The organism is Nostoc sp. S13, assembly GCF_029379315.1.
GTDB lineage: Bacteria > Cyanobacteriota > Cyanobacteriia > Cyanobacteriales > Nostocaceae > Nostoc.
Window position 1 is genome coordinate 1 of sequence record NZ_JAQYWQ010000005.1, and the last position, 18,492, is coordinate 18,492.

Here is an 18,492-nt window from a genome sequence, read left to right on the forward strand (position 1 = left end):
CAGCTATGTAAGGGTTTCAGCTATTTTGAGGTTTATTTGTGGATAAGTCTATTAGACCAATAGGGTTCAGTTAAGGCTAAAACTCTTTGTCAAAGTCAATTTTTTTAACGAACCGCAAAGGAGAGGCAGCGCGTTGCGGTGAATCCAGCGCTGTAGGCGGGTTTCCCGCCGTAGGCGACTGGTGAACCCGAAGGGGGGTTCCAAGAGTTGTAGCGACTGCCGTCGCAAAGCAAGAGAAGGAAGAGAAGCAAGAGAAGGAAGAGAAGCAAGAGAAGGAAGAGAAGCAAGAAATGCTTAACTGAACTGTATTGGTTTTCAGAACCGGTGAAAAGTCCGCTTAGGGATGCATATCTGTGCGCCAGTACAAATAAGATGTATTCCAACCAATTGAAAACCTTTAGAAAATACGAAATTACTTAAGCTAGTCGCAAACCATATTCATCCTGAAAAAAATTAACAAGCCAATCTTTCACTCTGCGAGTAGCGCGGCAATCATCTTCGTTGTAGCTTTGGATAATTTCTAGTAAGGTGCGATCGCCTGTTTCTAGCCACTGATCATACCAATAAATACACTTGGCACCACTAGCTTCTTTTTCCCGCCACTCAAATCCTAACCAACGAGCGATCGCTTTCAGGGCATAACTTTCTACGGGCAATGCTACACTTTGGGTTAATTGTTCATACACATCTACAAAACGGCTCAGTACAGGGCGCACTGAGGCGTAGGGAGTGCCGTAAAGCTTTGCCAACCGTTTGACTGTATCAAACTCGTAGACACAAAAATGATAAATTGGTGCTTCGGGATATTGCCAAACTAAATCTAAAAATTGCTGCCAAACTAATTCTTCATCTTCTGGTTTGTCTGCTAAAAAGGAATAAAATCGTTCTGTGTTGGCAAGTCTATCAACGACCAAAACCCCCAAAAGATAATCTAAATCTAAGTCTGGCTGTGCCTCAATATCGAAGTAAAGCTCTATGGGTGCTGTGAATGTAATATCTTTTATTGGTAGCGGGTAGGGTAAAATAAGCGGTCGTTTTTCCAGTGCAGATTGAGCTTGCACTACTAGCTTGGGCGCTACTTCACTATCAAAACCAAGCAGGTTTTCTAGGGCGCTGGGACTGGTGTTAGCGAGAGATTCAAGTGTGGTAATGGCTAAGGCTTGCAGTTGAGTGTATCGAATGGGTGTTACCCCTGGTAACAGTGAGAGATGTTTTTCAGATTGAGCGATCGCATAACATTGACTATACCAATGGCAAAGATTGCACTTTTGACGGGCAATGAATACCTCTGGCGGATTCGGTAACTCTAAAACTTGAATAAACTCCTCTAGAATCTGCTGCATCCGTGGTGTCCATTTGAGCAAATCCACAGGATAATTTCTATCTTTGGTACGCAATATCAGCCAAGCTATTTCTGGTGTCAAATCCTGTACTGTTGCCAACACTTGGGTGTGAAATGCAGCAACAACTTGATATTCTTGCTTAGGGCGCTTACCCAGTTCAATACTAGCCGGAATGTAGATCCAATCTCCAAAGCAGGATTTTCCTGGCCGTTTCACCAGTAAATCTGGACGACTTAGTAAGGTGTATCCTTCAGAATAAGGTGCTGACAGTACTCCTTTATATATGTACTCAACCCCACGCTGCATCAATTCTAAAGTTGCCTTCTCTCCCCTTTCCCAGTTTCCGTATGAATAATCTGGTTGGTGATAAGTCATTTGTGCCAAAGCACTCATCTGATGGGCGATTTTGTCCTGTTGCAGTTTCTTTAGCAACTCATTGGGAGCATTGCGCTGACTTTTGTCACCGTGGATATCTAGAAAAGGCCGGCGTTTACAGCGTTGGTATTGCAGTAGGAGTTCAGCATTAATTAGCATTTCTTTAAGTTAACAAGAATTAGCACACTCTGGGAGTAACTCAGACAATAGACTTATCCGGAAATGAGAACTTTATTTGGCTGAAACCTAGCTCTGGAGAGGGTTTTAGAGGTTCCTGTTTTATATAAGCTAAAAAGCCAGCTATGTAAGGGTTTCAGCTATTTTGAGGTTTATTTGTGGATAAGTCTAATTAATAATGGAGTGAGAGAATAAGGGAGATGAGAAACTAATTACTAATCCAAAATCCGAAATCTAAAATTGGTATGACCAGTACTTCTGTCGCACAAACCAGGTTGCATAGCCATCGAGAGCAATTTCCCGCTTTAGCAAATAAGACTTATTTCAATTATGGCGGACAAGGGCCGATGCCCCAAAGGGCAATGGATGCTATGACCGAAACTCAAGCTCATGTTCAGCAGATAGGCCCCTTTGGCAATGAGGCGTATCGCTGGATAGCACCTCAGACTCAAGCTGCAAGAGAAGCGATCGCTTCGGAGTTACATGCACCAGTTGAAACAATTACTCTTACCCAGAATGTCACTATTGGCTGTAATATCGCCATGTGGGGCATTGAGTGGCGGGCTGGCGACCATATGCTGCTCTCAGACTGCGAACACCCAGGCGTGATTGCCACAGCGCAGGAAATCGCGCGGAGATTCACTGTGCAAGTTACCACCTGTCCCCTAAAAGCGACTTTAAATGAGGGCGACCCCGTAAAAGTTATTGCCCAGCACCTGCGCCCCAATACTCGTCTTGTGATATTGAGTCATGTTTTGTGGAATACTGGTCAAGTTTTACCTATTGACAAAATTGCCGAAGTATGCGTAAATAATCATTCTTTACTATTGATAGATGCTGCCCAATCTGCTGGTTTGTTGCCTTTAAACTTGACTGAATTGGGAGTAGATTTTTATGCTTTCACTGGTCATAAATGGTTATGTGGCCCTGCGGGTGCAGGTGGTTTGTATGTTCGACCAGAAGCACGAGAAAGCCTGAAACCTACATTTATTGGCTTGAATGGCATTGTTGTAGATAGTCAATCTCAGCCTGTGGATTGGCTTCCAGATGGGCGACGATACGAAGTGTCTACATTAGCTTATCCGTTGTATGTTGGGTTACGGGAGGCGATCGCAATTCATCACCAATGGGGAACGTCACAGGAACGTTACGAGCAAATTTGTCATAACAGTGAGTATCTCTGGCGGCGGTTAGTGGCGTTATCCGATATTAAATGTTTGCGAACTTCTCCACCCGAAAGCGGTATAGTTTCTTTTCAACTAATAAATAATCAGCCCCAAGCTCATCTCAAGTTGGTGCAATTTTTAGACTTACAAAAGATATTAACTCGCACAATTGCCGATCCTGGCTGTATACGCGCCAGCGTCCACTACTTTACTTTAGAATCGGAAATTGACTTATTAGTTGAGACGATTCACAGTTTTTGCCAAATCTAGGATAAGTAGCAATACGGTTTAGTTAAGTATAAAACTCTTTGTTAAAGTAAATTTTTTTAACGAACCGCAAAGGAGAGGCAGCGCGGTCTTGGGGGTCTCCCCCATGAGCGACTGCCGTCGCAAAGGGCGCAAAGAGAAAAAATAAATGCTTAACTGAACTTGTATTCGGATAAGTAGGGTGTGCTGTAACGCACTTTTACAAGTGCATTATACTATCTCAAGCTAAGAAGCTATACTTAACTCTGCTGAACTAAATGAAAACCCTTTATTTACTTTGTGGCTTGGCATTTTCGGGTAAAAGTACCTTGGCTAAAGCAATAGTCAATTACCTAAACTGTGCATATGTAAGTTTGGATGATATCAATAAAGAGCGAGGACTTGGTTTTGGTGGAGATGGTATTTCAGTTGAAGAGTGGGAAAATACTCACCAGATTGCAATTGGGCTTTTAGACAATTTAATGCAGCTAGAACAAGACATCATTCTTGATGATACAAACTGTTTTCGTTGGTTGCGTGACAGATTTAGAGAGGTAGCAAAACGACATAATTACAAAACCAAAGTAATTTACCTTGATGTTCCGCTAGAGGAAATTTATATAAGAATGCAAATGAATGAACAGACTAAAAAACGTCAAGGAATCAAAAAGGAGATTTTTGCACAACTAATACAAAATTTTCAGCTTCCTGAAGTAGATGAAAATATTTTGCTGTTCAATAATGAATACACCATCCAAGACTGGCTAGAAACTCAATTACATTCTACATTTAATCATTTATAATTCCTAACGTTAAAATGGAACGTCCAATTTTATACTTAGCCATAACTAACCACGGCTTTGGTCATGCTGCCCGCACGGCTTCTGTCGCTGCAACAATTCAAAAATTATGTCCAGAAGTTCTGTTAATTCTAGCGACTACTGCCCCACGCTGGTTATTAGAGTGCTATATAGAAGGCGATTTTATCTATCGTCCCCGTGCATTTGATTTAGGTGTGGTGCAAACAGATGGTTTGACAATGGATAAAGTAGCGACTTTAGAAAAGTTGCTCGATATTAAGAAGCAACAAAATTCGCTGATTGCCTCAGAAGTCAATTTTATCCGCCAAAATCGCGTTAATCTCATCTTGGCAGATATTCCTTTCCTCGCTTCTGGGTTTGCCAAAGCTGCAAATATCCCCTGCTGGATGATGAGTAACTTTGGCTGGGACTTGATCTACCGGGATTGGGGAGGCGAATTTACTGCAATTGCTGATTGGATTAGTGATTGGTATTCAAAGTGCGATCGCCTGTTTCGTCTTCCCTTCCATGAATCGATGCAAGCTTTTAATAATATCACAGATGTCGGCTTAACAGGCGGTTCCCCCCGTTACTCTGCTGATGATTTACGTTCTCTTTGGGGAATTACTACACCAGTTGAAAAAACTATTTTGTTGACCTTTGGCGGCTTGGGTTTACAGCAAATACCCTATGATAACCTGCGGCGATTTCCAGATTGGCAATTCATCGTCTTTGATCAATCTGCCCCTGATTTACCTAATTTAGTGAAAATTAATGACCGTAAATATCGCCCTGTAGATTTTATGCTTATTTGTGGGCGAGTCGTTTCTAAACCCGGTTACAGCACTTTTGCTGAAGCCACACTACTAGGAGTACCAATTGTTACGATGCCGCGTGAGGACTTTGCCGAAGCAACTTTTATACTACAAGGCATAACTAATTATAACCAGCATCAAATTATCACCTCATCTGAGTTTTTCCAGGGGACTTGGGATTTTCTACATGAGTTACCCCAACCACCAAAGCAATCTCAACCAATTGCTAAGGATGGTAATGAAGCGATCGCTCATGCCGTTATTAACTATTTCCAGTCTAATTAAAGTTATTCAAAACAACGTAAATTAATAATGGAAAATCCAACAAGATGATTTTCAGAATAAATATTTGAAATTTTCACCTCAAGAATACCACTCAGAGATGTTAGTTAACTTGAGATAGACTTATAATGAAAACCAGAAGCAAGTAAAAGATATTTCTCAATCCTTGACCAGAAATAAAAAGGTACAAGCCCCTCTCTTACAAAGTTATCATCGGACGAAACCTCCGCTCAGACTTGGCGCTAAATTTATTTATGGAAAATCAAAAATTTATTTCGAGACACGTAGTGCAAGAAATACTACGTCAGTTGACTCAGAGCAACTAAATTTATTTATGGTTACTGAGCTTGTCGAAGTATGGGGTTCAAAATTTTTGACTTTTGGCTTTTGACTTTTGACTTCCCCAAAGGGGCTGACATATACTAGTTTTGTGACTGCCGGAATAAGCTTTGTTGCCTTGTTACATCAAGTAACAGTTTATTTCATTCTTGAATTACAAAAACTATGAATACCAACCAAGACGATACAACATCTCTAAAAATAGTAGACATCTCCGAAAAAGAATGTAGAGATGCGAAATTTCGCGTCTCTACAAGGGTTCTAGATAACGCATATTTAATTTCTGGAGATGTCTAGTTTGCACCTGCCAGAGCCACATCAGGCTAACATTACAGCTTTGTCTCACAATCTGCCTAACACACGTATCATCCCTGACATCCTAAAAAATTCTGTAAATGCGGTGTTAAAGCTCTTTAGGAGAAGACATACTCAGTCTAGTGATTAACCAACGGCAGAACAACAACCAAATCAATCAGATTGAACTGCTAATTAGCTTTTACTGTCATCAATAATTACTGTTTTAAATGAGTCACTACCAAAAGTTACTAAAAATTTCCACCACTGGCAAATCTTTTTACAATATCACTGCAAAAGTTGAAGCCATAGTTACAGAATCGGGAGTTGAAACTGGTCTTTGTACTTTATTTTTACGTCACACTTCAGCCAGTTTAGTTATCCAAGAAAATGCCGATCCCGATGTTCTTGTGGATCTAGCTAATTTTATGGCGAAACTTGTGCCAGAATCAGGCAAATACATCCACGATGCAGAAGGCCCCGATGATATGCCGGCACACATTCGTACCGCACTCACCCACACTTCTGAACATATCCCGATTAATCGTGGTCATTTGGTGCTGGGAACTTGGCAGGGAATTTATATTTGGGAACACCGGCAGCGCAGCCATTCAAGAGAATTAGTTGTTCATATTTCGGGATAGATAGTTCTTAATTGTAGTTTATTTAAAGTGTAGCTTTGTAGAGTTTAAATACTCTGTTTATACTGCATACTCGTTGGGTATAATATTGTAACCTGCTGGGTCATATGCATTAAATACATTTCGCCGTGATAACTTGAGCATAAAGATTATTCATGCCAAGTTACCAGATAAAGATTTCCAGAATTCGTATCAATTTGTAAATGGGAAAGTTAAGTTTATTTGTGGTTATTTAATAACCTACTTTTTCCGATATACACTAATATTTAGTGTAAGCTGCCTGGGCTATTTAAATTACTATGAAGCAAGAACTGACACCAACTCATACTTTTAAATTTATTGATGAAATTTTTGCCCAGCAGTCTGTAAACCTATTGTCACTTAATCCCCACAAGACATTAATTACCAGTTTTGCAGAATTAGGAAATTTGATTACTAAACAAAACACCGATATAAAATTCCTCACAACCCTTCATAAAACTCTCGAATCCATAGTGTATACTCAGTTCAAAAGTTTTCCAGAAAACATTTTCTGGGATTTTGATTTTCTGGTAAGTAGTATGCTTAGGCAAGCTTCAATCGCAGATGAGGGCGCTGTTCCTTTCTTAACAGCTTTTGGTGAAAAGATGGTTTCTCTGACAGAGATGTTCGGAAATAAAACAGAAATGCGCTTTCGTTACGTTCATGATTTTATGTATGGATTTGAGTGGGCCAGATGGGTACAAAAAGAACCACAAAAACGCGCACATATAGAGCCTTTTAGTCTAGTTTTTTTAGATTATTTGCTCGTCAAAGGTAAAGAACTTTTACAACGTATTAATCACGGTCAGGTCACATCTTATAAACTGTGTGATACTGGCTACCGCAATCCCTTTACTTTTTCTCGTGAACCAGAAGATGAATACCGTCTGCTAACTTATCTTGCTGAAGAACAACTTATCCCGGTGGCAGTGTGGAACTGGAATGCTAGCCCTGTATGGAACAAACCTTTCCAAGAAATGCGCCAGCAATTAGCATTAAAATTAGATATTCAACCACAGAGACACTAATTAGCAATTAAAAATTAAAAATTGCTGAAGAAAATAATTATGAAAATTGCTGATTTAATTACTTGGTTTGAAGCATGGGCAAATCCCGCTTGGTGTGAAAGCTGGGATAATTGTGGCTGGCAGATTGAACCAGGAGTTTTGCAGGAAAAAACACGGGTTTTGGTGTGTTTGACACCGACTTTGGCAGTAATCGAAGAAGCGATCGCTCTGAATGCTAATCTGATATTTGCCCATCATCCCTTAATTTTTACTCCTCTCAAATCTTTACGCACTGGTGAAGCGATCGCCGAAATGGTACGGTTAGCTTTTACTCACAATATTGGTATTTACACTGCTCACACCAATTTCGACCAAGTGCAGGATGGTACTGCTGACGTTTTGGCTCAGATTTTAGAACTGAAAGAAGTTAGTCCCATAGTACCTACACAAGCAGGATTAGGATATGGTCGTGTTGGTTTGCTAGAGCCATTTCTAACATTACAGGAATTACTCACAGCCATTAAAACCCGACTTGCTCCCCCTAATTTGATTTTTTCCCCAACTGCTGATTTACAGCAAACAATTTCACGAGTTGCCGTTTTGGGCGGTTCGGGGGCTAGTTACATTTCAGACGTAGCCAAAACTGGCGCTCAAGTTTATCTGACTTCTGACTGTAAGTTTCATCAGTTTCAAGAAAGCCGCGATCGCAATCTCATTTTAATCGATGCCGGACATTATGCTACCGAACGTCCAGCTTGCGATCGCTTAGTGCAAAAATTCCAGTCCTTAAACCTAAACTGGGTACAATTAAGTCAAAAAGACGAAGATTTCCGCCAGTTTTTTGCTTGATTGCTGATGTTTCCCTATGTTCGCGTAGCGTCTCCAAGAGTTGGGGCTGACCCATTATTGTGATGCAAATCACAAATTACGTGTAATTATAATCACACAATACTTATGTTTCATATCAATTAGTAGCAGAAAAAAATGTTCCACACTTGACGTAACAAATTGCTCACTCTGCCCTAATCAAGATGATTCGCACACTCGTTGAATCTGCCTTCCAAACTGGATGTCTTAGTGTTGAATCTGAGGGTTTACTCCAGCAAGTGCTGGCCACTAAATGCTGGCAGGAACAGGATTTGTCAGCCCTGGCAACGCTATACAATGCAGTTCGCGCAGGTCAAATTAAACGAGAAGCATCCTCGTCGAATGTGCTTATGGAATTTCCCCTACCATATAAATCTTGCTGATACTCCTACAAAACATGGGGGACAGAGGAGAATTTTCTCATGGTCTTTCTCCTTTGCCCCCATTTTCTTTGCCCCTCTACCTCTTCCCCATACTTCGTTGCTTTTTTCTTAGTTATGATCAGGCAAAAACCTTAAAAATTCAAAACTCTTTGGTTCTTGTTCTTGAAAACCATCAAGGTCAGCAAGAGAATGCGTTAAGATCAGATACAAGTGGGTAAAAGTAAAATCAAGTCCCCGGACTTCCCAGTAATGCCAATGATTAAAAGTAGGCAAGTTAAACAACCGCAATCAACGATTGTTTTGGAGTATTCTTTATTACATAATGGTAATAATGGCTCACCAACAAATATAAACCTGGTTAGGACAGGTATCCAATTGTTTGACTTTTATGAAGCAGACATTCCCTAGAACCAGCCGGAGGGAGATTGAGTTCATTGCCAGAGCAACCATTGATTGATGATCCAACATTTCTCGATATTTTGACAACTCCAAGCAAATCTTGGGATTTGTTCATCAACCATACTTGTTCTGAACGGTGAAATTAACCTCTTAAAGGTGTAATGTAATGGGGTAGAACCCAGATTTTGACAGGTTTAACTACGTTGTTTAAAAAGGCAGAAACAGTACATGCTACACCGCAAGATTTATCAACTCTGTTGCGATGGGCGCGAGGTATGTGTTTTCTTGCGGGACCAGCAACGCTGGATTGAACGCGCCCGCATCATCGACATAGAGGGGGATTTAGTGACCCTACGCTATGAAACAGAAGAAGAAGACGAAGTTTGTTCTTGGGAAGAAATGGTTCGCCTCGAGAGCATTGGTGCTGTAACGCAAAAATTGGCTTCAGTACCACGCGGTAATGTGGAACCTCTGATGACAGAAGATTGTCCCGAAGCTGAACGCATCCACAACCGTTACACTGACTCGAATCCAGAATAATCAGTGCTGAGTCACCATTCGCCCTTGGCATCTCCTAAGGGGAGAAGTTCAGAAGCCGGCGGCGGGCTGTACCAACGGCAAAAGCCGCCGCTCTCTTGGAAAATTGCTCTTTTTGGGGAGACCCTAAGACCGGATTTTCCGCTCTGACTTCTGGCCGAGTGCTGAGTAATAAATCCTCACTCAGCACTCAGGACTCAGGACTAGATAAACCTTCAAAAGCAGGACAGTAACCTTCTAGAGTTACCTTAAAGTTATACAACGGGGAGGCTGGGTTCCAACACCTCTGCCCCCTTTGATGTCGGCAAGTACCACAACAGTCTACATCTGTCCATGTATAGCGATCGCTATTTTGGTTGAGCAGTTCTCGTTGGGACAATCCCCTTAATACTAATTCTTCCCCTTGCCAACGAGCTTCGATTAAACCAGTATCGGCAAATTGTCGCCAACGCGGATCGGCAGTAATCACGTTGGGTATGGTGATCGTGATTACTGTTTCCAACTCTGTCAGTTCGCCTTCATAGTTAGTTTCTGGTGCTGCTGGTTGTAAAAATGTATCGCCGATGGGCAGTTCTACTAAGGTGTCAGCTGCTGGAGAATGTACATGGTAGCGGTTTTGTAACTCTTCTAAGCTAGTCAGGTCTGCCAAGTAGGCAGGAGAACCGTGGACAAAAACGACGTGTTGGGGTCGCAAATTATGAATTAGCTGCGTAGTGCCAGGGCCATCACTATGTTGAGCCAAAAGATAGGTTTCGACATTGGTAGGTGCTAAATATTCTTTGTTAACTTTTATATCAATCTTTTCTGGTAGGAGAATCAGCCAAGGGCCTGTGTCTAGTTGGCAGTGCTTACCCAAATCATCTTTAGAGTCGGTAAGGACTATACAAGGTGACTTGCCCACAGTGGGACGATGTTCTGGTTGTAAACGACGCACGCGGGGACGCACCCGTTCATCCCAAAACAAGGGTTGATGGCGGGCAAAGTTCTGTACTGATGGGGGGAGGTGGGGTAGCAATTCTAGGTACGCATCACAACCAGTGGCGACAGCACCATCTACCCAGATATCTAAATCTCGTCCGGTAAAGTAGTGATGTGACCTTAAAAGCATTAGCAGTTCTTGACCCAATCCTAAAGCCGGGGTGGGAAGGATGACAGAACAATGGTCAGCGATCGCCCGATTAATTCGCTCTGCTAGTTGATTTTCTTGGTTGCGGCGGTGAGGATGACGAGATGTACCATAACTACCTTCAATAATTAGTACATCTAAGTCTAAGCCCCGCAATTCCTCTAAACGCAAACCTTCTACTAGGCGGGAGTTTGACAGGAAAAAGTCCCCTGTATACAGTAGCTTGTAAGTACGCTGTTGGGTGGTGTAGGTAAGTAGAATTGCCACTGCCCCGGGTAGATGCCCTGCGGGAAATAATTCTGCCACCAGACCGTCTTGAAATTCCACAGGCGATCGCAACGGCAAGGCATGACAAAATTGGGGAATTTTCTCTCTTTCTTCGTCTAGCCAATTTAGCGGCAGTAACTTGCTGGTTACTTCACTGCCATAAATAGGTAACTTTGGAAAAGCTTTATGCAGTGCCAGTAAGCCTCTGGCGTGATCTGGGTGAGCGTGACTAATCAAAACTAAATCTGCTGGTAGGGGCGAACTACCACCACCTACCGACTTAGTAAGCCCCTTTGCCAGCGATGAAATATCCTCTAAACCACAGTCCAACAAAATGCGGTGTGGCCCCATCTTCACCAATAAGCACACACCCTCATTGTCATGCTGGACACTATAGGGCAAACATTCTAATTCACTACCCGCTTCCGCAGCATCTACGCGAGAGGATGCCGACAGATTATCCCTCATGCTCTCCTCCCCTCAAACCTGATCATCATGGACATATCCCAAAAGCCAAAAGTTACGCAAGTTTTGGTTTTGTGACTTAGGGGTAAGTTTTATCATGCGCCCCTACACCCTGAGAATACGGATTTTTGATTGGGGAGGACGCCTCCACCGAACCCGCACTGGTTCGGAAAGGTGGGCTAACAACAAAGCCATCAAACTAGGAGCTAAAGCAGTTTGCCTGCTGTTTATCGAAGAAGGCAGCAGGCAGAGCGCAGTTCGAGCTTGCGGAAAACTGCTCTGGAGGCGGAGTGGCTCCGGCTTTACTCTGTCTCCTGCCGCGACCTCTGGTGAGCAAGGGTTTAAGACAATAGCACCAAATTTTTAATTTGGTGGCTCTCCCTATTGTCGGGTTCCAATCCCCAACTGAGGTAAAACATAAGTGCCTCCTGCAAGAACTGCCTTCTGCCTCCTTCAATTTCCCTTTAGAAGTTCTGAGCGCTCTTAGCCAACTCACCCTATGGGAAGTCGTTCAAGTGTCTACAGAGTTATCTCAATGTGCAGAGCCATTGCCGTGATAGTTATCTGAATCATAAAATCCATTTTTCGTACCAAAAAATAAGCACGAAAGCGTAAATATAACTGTTAATCCAGCTAAAATCAGCTTTACATCCATTAGTTTGCTGTCCTTTATTCAAGACTTTCTTATATTAATGTAGTGCTTCCGCAATCAAACGCAATCACTAGAAAATCTTTACTATGCTTATGTGGATTGGACAATAGGTAAATTTACCGCAATCAGTCAGATTGTAGAACTTTTCGGTCAACCTGTCCATCGATCTAGATGTAAACAAATATTAGAGCGATCGCAATCCTCTATAGGATTTTTGTTGCCGGCAATCGGTCGTCTGCTGATCGCCCAATTACGCGGCTTAGAAGACGATGTAGTGGCGTTGACCCGTTTTCTAGAAAAAGCACAAACTTTCGCTGAACAAGGCGTGGAATCTGCGATCGCAGATGTGTTCGATCCAGAGCGGCGTTCAGCCGAAAGTAGTGATTGAACAACTAACTTCCCTACCCAAAAGCTACACTAGCGAGTCGATCGACCCTTAGCGGTGCGCTAGTGGCTTTCTGCTTATGCCCAATGGCTCGTTAAACCGAAAATATACGGGTACACTATTGATTCTTCCCATACCAAAAGCTGGAATTTATCTTGATACGCTAGACAACTACAAGCAGCTACTATTATTTTGTAAATTGGACAGGATGCTTAATCTACAATATATAGTGCTATATCTTTGTAGTTGAAAATTTTAATAAACCACAAAGGCTTAAAAAAATCACAAAGCCAACTTTTGCAACACAACCGTATTTGATGGCTAAATCAATTGTTTCAACAAAACGCCTCAGCAGGCAGTTAATCCACTGGTTGCTTGAAGAAGACCGACGAGAGAAGGAAAGACCTTACCGCAAGCAACAACCACATCGCCAGCATCCTTGGTGGCAGGTGATGTGCTTGACTGGTGTAGATTATTTCTCGACTCTTGGCTATCAACCTGGGATTGCAGCACTGGCAGCTGGCGCTCTTTCTCCTCTGGCTACCCTGATTCTGGTTTTGCTGACGCTGTTTGGAGCATTGCCAATCTATCGGCGCATTGCTGCGGAAAGCCCTCATGGTGAAGGGTCGATCGCAATGTTAGAGCGTTTGCTCCCTTGGTGGCAAGGCAAATTACTGGTGCTGTGTCTACTCGGCTTTGTGGCAACCGACTTTATTATTACCATTACCCTGTCGGCTGCTGATGCTACAGCCCATATCATCGAAAATCCACTGGCTCCAAATTGGCTGCACAATCAGACGATCGCTATCACTCTCATATTAGTTGCATTACTAGGTGCAGTTTTCCTCAAAGGTTTCCGAGAAGCGATTGGGATTGCAGTAGTTTTGGTAGGAGTTTATCTGGTGTTAAACTCCATTGTCGTTAGCGTCGGTCTGTATCAGATCCTAATTCACCCAGAAGTGATCGCTAATTGGCACACTGCACTTTTTGCACACCATTCCAACCCTTTGATACTAATCGGCATCGCTCTCCTCATATTCCCCAAGCTAGCGCTGGGATTGTCAGGCTTTGAGACTGGCGTCACCGTTATGGGCCTGGTAAAAGGTAGTAGCAGCGACACTCAAGAGGATTCCAAAGGGCGGCTTCGCAATACACGCAAGCTGCTCACCACTGCTGCTCTGATTATGAGCTTCTTTTTGCTCACCACCAGCTTTATAACCACTCTCCTGATTCCAACCGCAGAATTTGCATCTGGGGGCAAAGCCAACGGACGGGCCCTTGCTTATTTAGCACATATGCATCTAGGCAATGCCTTTGGCACAATTTACGATCTAAGTACTATTTCCATTTTGTGGTTTGCAGGTGCATCTGCAATGGCAGGGCTGCTGAATATTGTGCCTCGCTACCTACCACGCTATGGCATGGCACCGAATTGGGCACGAGTCACGCGACCTTTAGTATTAGTCTACACAGCGATCGCTTTTGTTGTCACAATTATCTTCCGGGCAAATGTCGAAGCTCAAGGTGGGGCTTATGCAACTGGTGTGCTTGTATTGATTACCTCAGCTGCCTTTGCCGTCACCCTATCAGCCCATCGTCACAGAGAGAAGCGGGCAAAACTCCTCTTTGGAATCATCACACTGTTGTTTATATATACTACTGTTGTCAATATCATCGAAAGACCAGAAGGTATTAGGATCGCTGGGTTCTTCATCGGTACAATCATTTTTACCTCGCTGGTTTCTCGTGTTTGGCGTTCAACGGAACTGCGAACAGAGCGGATCGAAGTTGACGAACTTGCTGATCAATTCCTTGCCGAAGAGAGCCAGGGAGCAATACGGCTGATTGCAAATCGGTTGAATAAGGGCGATGTACTAGAGTATTTTATGAAAGAGAAAGAGGTGCGCGAGGACAACCATATTCCACCCAACGATCCAATTCTTTTTCTAGAGATTCATGTATCAGATGCTTCGGAGTTTGCGGATGTGATCAAAGTAACAGGGGTGCAAGTTGGTGATTACCGCATCCTACGGGCTGAGAGTGCAGCAGTACCGAATGCGATCGCGGCTTTACTGCTCTATATTCGTGACCAAACAGGTAAGATTCCCCATGCCTACTTCGGTTGGGTTGAAGGCAATCCCATACAATACCTACTGCGTTTTATTTTATTTGGGGAGGGTGATATTGCTGTAGTTACCCGTGAAGTACTCCGTCGGGCTGAAAAGAATTCCCACAGGCGTCCTGGCGTTCATGTCGGGGGTTAAGTAAGCATCATGGTTGATTGAAGTGTTAACAAATTAATCTTCTTAAGATGGGTTACTTTTCTGTTCGCCGATTAACTAAAGTAGCGCTAGCTTGGTCAACAGGCATCAGCACAACTTCATTAATATTGACATGGGGCGATCGCGTCACGCAGAAAAATATGACATCAGCCACATCATCTGCTGTTAGAGGTGTAACTCCCTGGTAGACTTTCTTGGCGCGTTCACTATCTCCGTGAAAGCGCACCTCGCTAAATTCCGTTTCTACCATACCAGGGTCAACGGAAGTTACACGTACCCGCGTTCCCAACAGGTCTTGTTTTAAACCTTCAGAAATTGCTCTCACAGCAGCTTTGGTAGCACAGTAGACATTGCCACCAGGATAGGTTTGATGTCCAGCAATGGAACCTAAATTTACCACATGACCGTGATCGCGACTCACCATTCCAGGAACAACATAGCGGGAAAGATAAAGTAAACCCTTAATGTTAGTATCAATCATGTCTTCCCAGTCTTGAAAGCTGCCTTCGTGCAACTTGTCTAAACCACTACTTAAACCAGCATTGTTAATGAGAATGTCGATGTCAGACCAGGCGGTGGGTAAAGTGGAAATGGCTTTTTCTACAGCCTGGCGATCGCGCACATCTAGCTGTAACAAATGAATTTCAGTACTAAACTCTTTATTAAGAGTATCTGCTAGCTGCTGCAAACGTTCTAACCGTCGTGCTGCTAAGATCAGTTTTGCACCTGCACCAGCGAAGATTCTTGCACAAGCAGTACCAATACCACTACTTGCACCAGTGATCAAAATAATTTGATTTTGTAGGGAAGTCATTGTTAGTAAAAAATTAAGAGTCCAGTGTTAATTTAAATACACAATTCAGCAATTTAGCAAGTTAGCTTAATCGGGGAGAAGCTTTCCGCTCATCGACTTTACTAAAACTGACAAATAATTATTTAATGGACATGGAGAATAACGGATTTGAACCGATGGCCTCTGCGGTGCGATCGCAGCACTCTACCAACTGAGCTAATTCCCCTTAATCTGTGCCAAGTCAAGAGTAATATCACTCATTAACTCAAGACATTATCACCAGAGACTATTCTAACATTCAGTTACCGATGGCTGAGGTTGTTTTTGAGAATAAACTTTCTGCACGCGTTCGAGTTCCAAATCACTGAGATAATCAACAGTCCAGTTACAGCAGCGCTGGAGCATGTGGAATGGGTATGTATTCGCTACCCCAACAACTTGCATTTGCGATCGCTTCGCCGCTTCGATACCTGCTGGGGTATCTTCAATTGCCAAACACTCGTATGGTTGAAGATTCAATTCCGGATATTCTTGATTCAGGTGTTTTACTGCCAGTAGATAACCATCGGGTTCTGGTTTACTGGTGGTGATGTCGTCACCCGCGACGATAATTTTAAAATGTTCGGCTAGTTTGGCGCGATGGAGTACCAATTCTATCTCTTTGCGAATCGCGCCACTAACTAATCCTAGTTTCAGATTCTGCGATCGTACCTGAAATATTAAATCTTCTACACCTGGATATAAAGGTAGTTTCTCTATTTTCTCTAGTTCCACCGTATAGGCTTGGGCTTTGCGGTACAGTAACTGAGTTAAATAGTTTTCGTTACCGACTCTACCACGATTAACGAGTAGTTGCTGAAAACAAGCGCGATCGCTGCGTCCAAGAGAAGCTTGACGCTCATCAACGCGTTGGGGTTGAAGATTTTCTTCAATGAGAATCTCATCTATCAATTGCAGGTGGATTGGCTCATCGTTAATGATCACACCATTAAAATCAAAGAGAACTGCCTTTAAACTCATGCCATTATGCCAAATACTGGAGATCCAAGTCCCTCCAAATCATTATTATCTATTGTGGTATCTGATTGATGTCGGAGTGTACTGGCGGGCATTTTCGGTTGCGATTGGTTTGATGCCGCTAGTTACCTGATTTATCCATCATACATCCTGCGATCGCCCAGCTTCAAATCCGACTGCACCCATATTTTACCAGTAGCATACTCTCTTTATGCGAGCTTAGGCAACGACACCCTAATTGGTAGTTCTGGTAATGATACCTGATTGTCGTGGCGATCGGCTTGACGCTTGTAACTTATTTTGTTACATTTGTAGTACATAAATATAACTTCTAAAAGTAGTTCTTCAGCTTTACGAAAATTAAGTGAGCCAAAGGAAAGACAGTACAACATTTAAATTGCTACAACTAACTAGGTAATGGGTTATAAACCATAGCGATAATTATCAATGCCCTATACCCAATCTAAAATCTAAAATAGAAGAAATTATGCCTTACGAGAAGTTAGAAATTACCACACCAATACCCGTCTTATCTTGGGCAAATCACTCTTTAGGCCCAGAAGAAACTAAGATGGCAAAGAATGTGGCATCGCTACCATTTGTGTTTAAGCACGTAGCCTTGATGCCAGATGTTCACTTAGGAAAAGGTGCCTTAGTGGGTTCTGTAATTGCGACGAAAGAGGCAATTATACCGGCTGCTGTCGGTGTGGATATTGGTTGTGGGATGAGCGCTATCAAAACAGTATTTACTGCCGAACAACTAGAAGGTAAATTGAAGAAAATTCGCCTGGATATTGAAGCAGCAATTCCTACTGGATTTAACGAAAATAAAGACGTTGAAAAATTTGTTACCAACTGGCAACGCTGGGATGATTTTAAAAACTTGCATCGCGGGGTGCAAGACCTGCAAAGTAAAGCGATGAAACAGATGGGTTCTCTCGGTGGAGGAAACCACTTTATTGAAGTATGCCTTGATACAGAGAATCAAGTTTGGCTAATGCTGCATTCTGGTTCACGCAACATCGGCAATAAACTAGCCCAGTGTCATATTCACACAGCCAGAGAATTAGCTCATATGGCAGGTAATAAATTGCCTGACCTGGATTTGGCTCACTTTGTCGTTGGAACGCCAGAATTCCAAGCATACTGGCACGATTTGCAATAGACTTATCCGGAAATGAGAACTTTATTTGGCTGAAACCTAGCTCTGGAGAGGGTTTTAGAGGTTCCTGTTTTATATAAGCTAAAAAGTCAGCTATGTAAGGGTTTCAGCTATTTTGAGGTTTATTTGTGGATAGGTCTAATGGTCACAAAACTATGCGCGTGTCAACCGCGATGTGATGATGGCGCGTTTTAAGCACATAGTTGAGAAGCATCTGGCAGGTGGGAAGGCAACTAAACCTTTATTGCAGGTTAATTGTCATCACAATTACGCCGAAAAAGAAGTGCATTTTGACGAGGATGTATATGTTACCCGTAAGGGTGCAGTCCGCGCCCAGACTGAAGATTATGGGATTATTCCTGGTTCGATGGGGGCAAAGTCTTTCATTGTTAAGGGTAAAGGGAATGCTCATAGTTTTTGTTCTTGCTCTCACGGGGCAGGGCGGTTAATGTCAAGAAATAAGGCAAAAAATGTCTATACACTTGATGATTTGATTGAGCAAACAAATGGTGTAGAATGCCGTAAAGATGAGGGTGTATTGGATGAAATTCCTGGTGCTTACAAGTCGATAGATGAGGTGATTAATCAACAAATAGACCTGGTTGAAATAGTTGCTACCTTGAAACAAGTTGTGTGTGTAAAAGGTTAAAT

The 18,492-nt window shown here is 42.7% G+C and carries 15 protein-coding genes, 1 tRNA gene and 2 pseudogenes; 13 read left to right on the plus strand and 5 right to left on the minus strand.

All coding sequences use genetic code 11. The annotated features are described in order from the left end of the window. Positions 1-416: 416 nt before the first annotated feature. Entirely contained in the window at positions 417-1,877 is a 1,461-nt protein-coding gene (locus PUQ00_RS02600; protein WP_300412876.1) for a TM0106 family RecB-like putative nuclease, read from the minus strand. A 263-nt stretch (positions 1,878-2,140) separates the two neighbouring features. On the opposite strand from PUQ00_RS02600, the gene PUQ00_RS02605 reads away from it, so the two are divergent. From PUQ00_RS02605 to PUQ00_RS02640, 8 genes are all read left to right on the plus strand, one after another. Next, complete coding sequence (locus tag PUQ00_RS02605) at positions 2,141-3,331, plus strand: aminotransferase class V-fold PLP-dependent enzyme (RefSeq protein WP_300412878.1); 1,191 nt, start codon at positions 2,141-2,143, stop codon at positions 3,329-3,331. A 254-nt stretch (positions 3,332-3,585) separates the two neighbouring features. After that, entirely contained in the window at positions 3,586-4,110 is a 525-nt protein-coding gene (locus tag PUQ00_RS02610; RefSeq protein ID WP_300412880.1) for an ATP-binding protein, read from the plus strand. A gap of 14 nt (positions 4,111-4,124) precedes the next feature. After that, a complete protein-coding gene (locus tag PUQ00_RS02615; protein ID WP_300412882.1) occupies positions 4,125-5,207 on the plus strand; it encodes a glycosyl transferase in 1,083 nt (360 codons plus the stop codon). An 860-nt stretch (positions 5,208-6,067) separates the two neighbouring features. Next, positions 6,068-6,481, plus strand: a complete 414-nt coding sequence (locus PUQ00_RS02620) for a secondary thiamine-phosphate synthase enzyme YjbQ (RefSeq protein WP_300412884.1) — start codon at positions 6,068-6,070, stop codon at positions 6,479-6,481. Positions 6,482-6,777: 296 nt separating this feature from the next. Beyond that, complete coding sequence (locus PUQ00_RS02625; RefSeq protein WP_300412886.1) at positions 6,778-7,527, plus strand: hypothetical protein; 750 nt, start codon at positions 6,778-6,780, stop codon at positions 7,525-7,527. 39 nt (positions 7,528-7,566) lie between these two features. Next, positions 7,567-8,355 carry a Nif3-like dinuclear metal center hexameric protein gene (locus PUQ00_RS02630; protein ID WP_300412888.1) on the plus strand — a complete coding sequence of 263 codons (789 nt, stop codon included), beginning with the start codon at positions 7,567-7,569 and terminating at the stop codon, positions 8,353-8,355. 182 nt (positions 8,356-8,537) lie between these two features. After that, positions 8,538-8,756, plus strand: coding sequence for a hypothetical protein (locus tag PUQ00_RS02635; RefSeq protein WP_300412890.1), 219 nt, complete (start codon positions 8,538-8,540; stop codon positions 8,754-8,756). A 627-nt stretch (positions 8,757-9,383) separates the two neighbouring features. Continuing rightward, complete coding sequence (locus PUQ00_RS02640) at positions 9,384-9,695, plus strand: DUF6679 family protein (RefSeq protein WP_012408115.1); 312 nt, start codon at positions 9,384-9,386, stop codon at positions 9,693-9,695. 187 nt (positions 9,696-9,882) lie between these two features. Here PUQ00_RS02640 and PUQ00_RS02645 read toward each other — a convergent pair whose 3' ends face one another. Beyond that, on the minus strand, positions 9,883-11,553 hold the full coding sequence (locus PUQ00_RS02645; RefSeq protein ID WP_300412892.1) for an MBL fold metallo-hydrolase: 1,671 nt from the start codon (positions 11,551-11,553) through the stop codon (positions 9,883-9,885). A 94-nt stretch (positions 11,554-11,647) separates the two neighbouring features. On the opposite strand from PUQ00_RS02645, the gene PUQ00_RS02650 reads away from it, so the two are divergent. From PUQ00_RS02650 to PUQ00_RS02660, 3 genes are all read left to right on the plus strand, one after another. Continuing rightward, positions 11,648-11,917 carry a hypothetical protein gene (locus tag PUQ00_RS02650; protein ID WP_300412894.1) on the plus strand — a complete coding sequence of 90 codons (270 nt, stop codon included), beginning with the start codon at positions 11,648-11,650 and terminating at the stop codon, positions 11,915-11,917. 379 nt (positions 11,918-12,296) lie between these two features. Next, a complete protein-coding gene (locus PUQ00_RS02655) occupies positions 12,297-12,590 on the plus strand; it encodes a hypothetical protein (RefSeq protein ID WP_300412896.1) in 294 nt (97 codons plus the stop codon). A 314-nt stretch (positions 12,591-12,904) separates the two neighbouring features. Beyond that, the gene (locus tag PUQ00_RS02660) at positions 12,905-14,851 is read left to right on the plus strand and encodes an amino acid transporter (protein ID WP_300412898.1); all 1,947 of its coding nucleotides are present in this window, start codon (positions 12,905-12,907) and stop codon (positions 14,849-14,851) included. 52 nt (positions 14,852-14,903) lie between these two features. On the opposite strand, the gene PUQ00_RS02665 is transcribed toward PUQ00_RS02660, so the two are convergent. From PUQ00_RS02665 to PUQ00_RS02675, 3 genes are all read right to left on the minus strand, one after another. Further along, a complete protein-coding gene (locus PUQ00_RS02665; protein ID WP_300412900.1) occupies positions 14,904-15,683 on the minus strand; it encodes an SDR family oxidoreductase in 780 nt (259 codons plus the stop codon). 132 nt (positions 15,684-15,815) lie between these two features. Beyond that, positions 15,816-15,888: transfer RNA gene (locus PUQ00_RS02670), tRNA-Ala, on the minus strand. 65 nt (positions 15,889-15,953) lie between these two features. After that, complete coding sequence (locus tag PUQ00_RS02675) at positions 15,954-16,682, minus strand: HAD family phosphatase (RefSeq protein ID WP_300412902.1); 729 nt, start codon at positions 16,680-16,682, stop codon at positions 15,954-15,956. A gap of 484 nt (positions 16,683-17,166) precedes the next feature. Here PUQ00_RS02675 and PUQ00_RS02680 point away from each other — a divergent pair. Together PUQ00_RS02680 and PUQ00_RS02685 are read left to right on the plus strand one after the other, a co-directional pair. Beyond that, positions 17,167-17,841 (plus strand): annotated as a pseudogene (locus PUQ00_RS02680) (RtcB family protein); the annotation flags it as partial. A gap of 142 nt (positions 17,842-17,983) precedes the next feature. Further along, a pseudogene (locus tag PUQ00_RS02685) lies at positions 17,984-18,490 on the plus strand (RtcB family protein); the annotation flags it as partial. Positions 18,491-18,492: the final 2 nt, after the last annotated feature.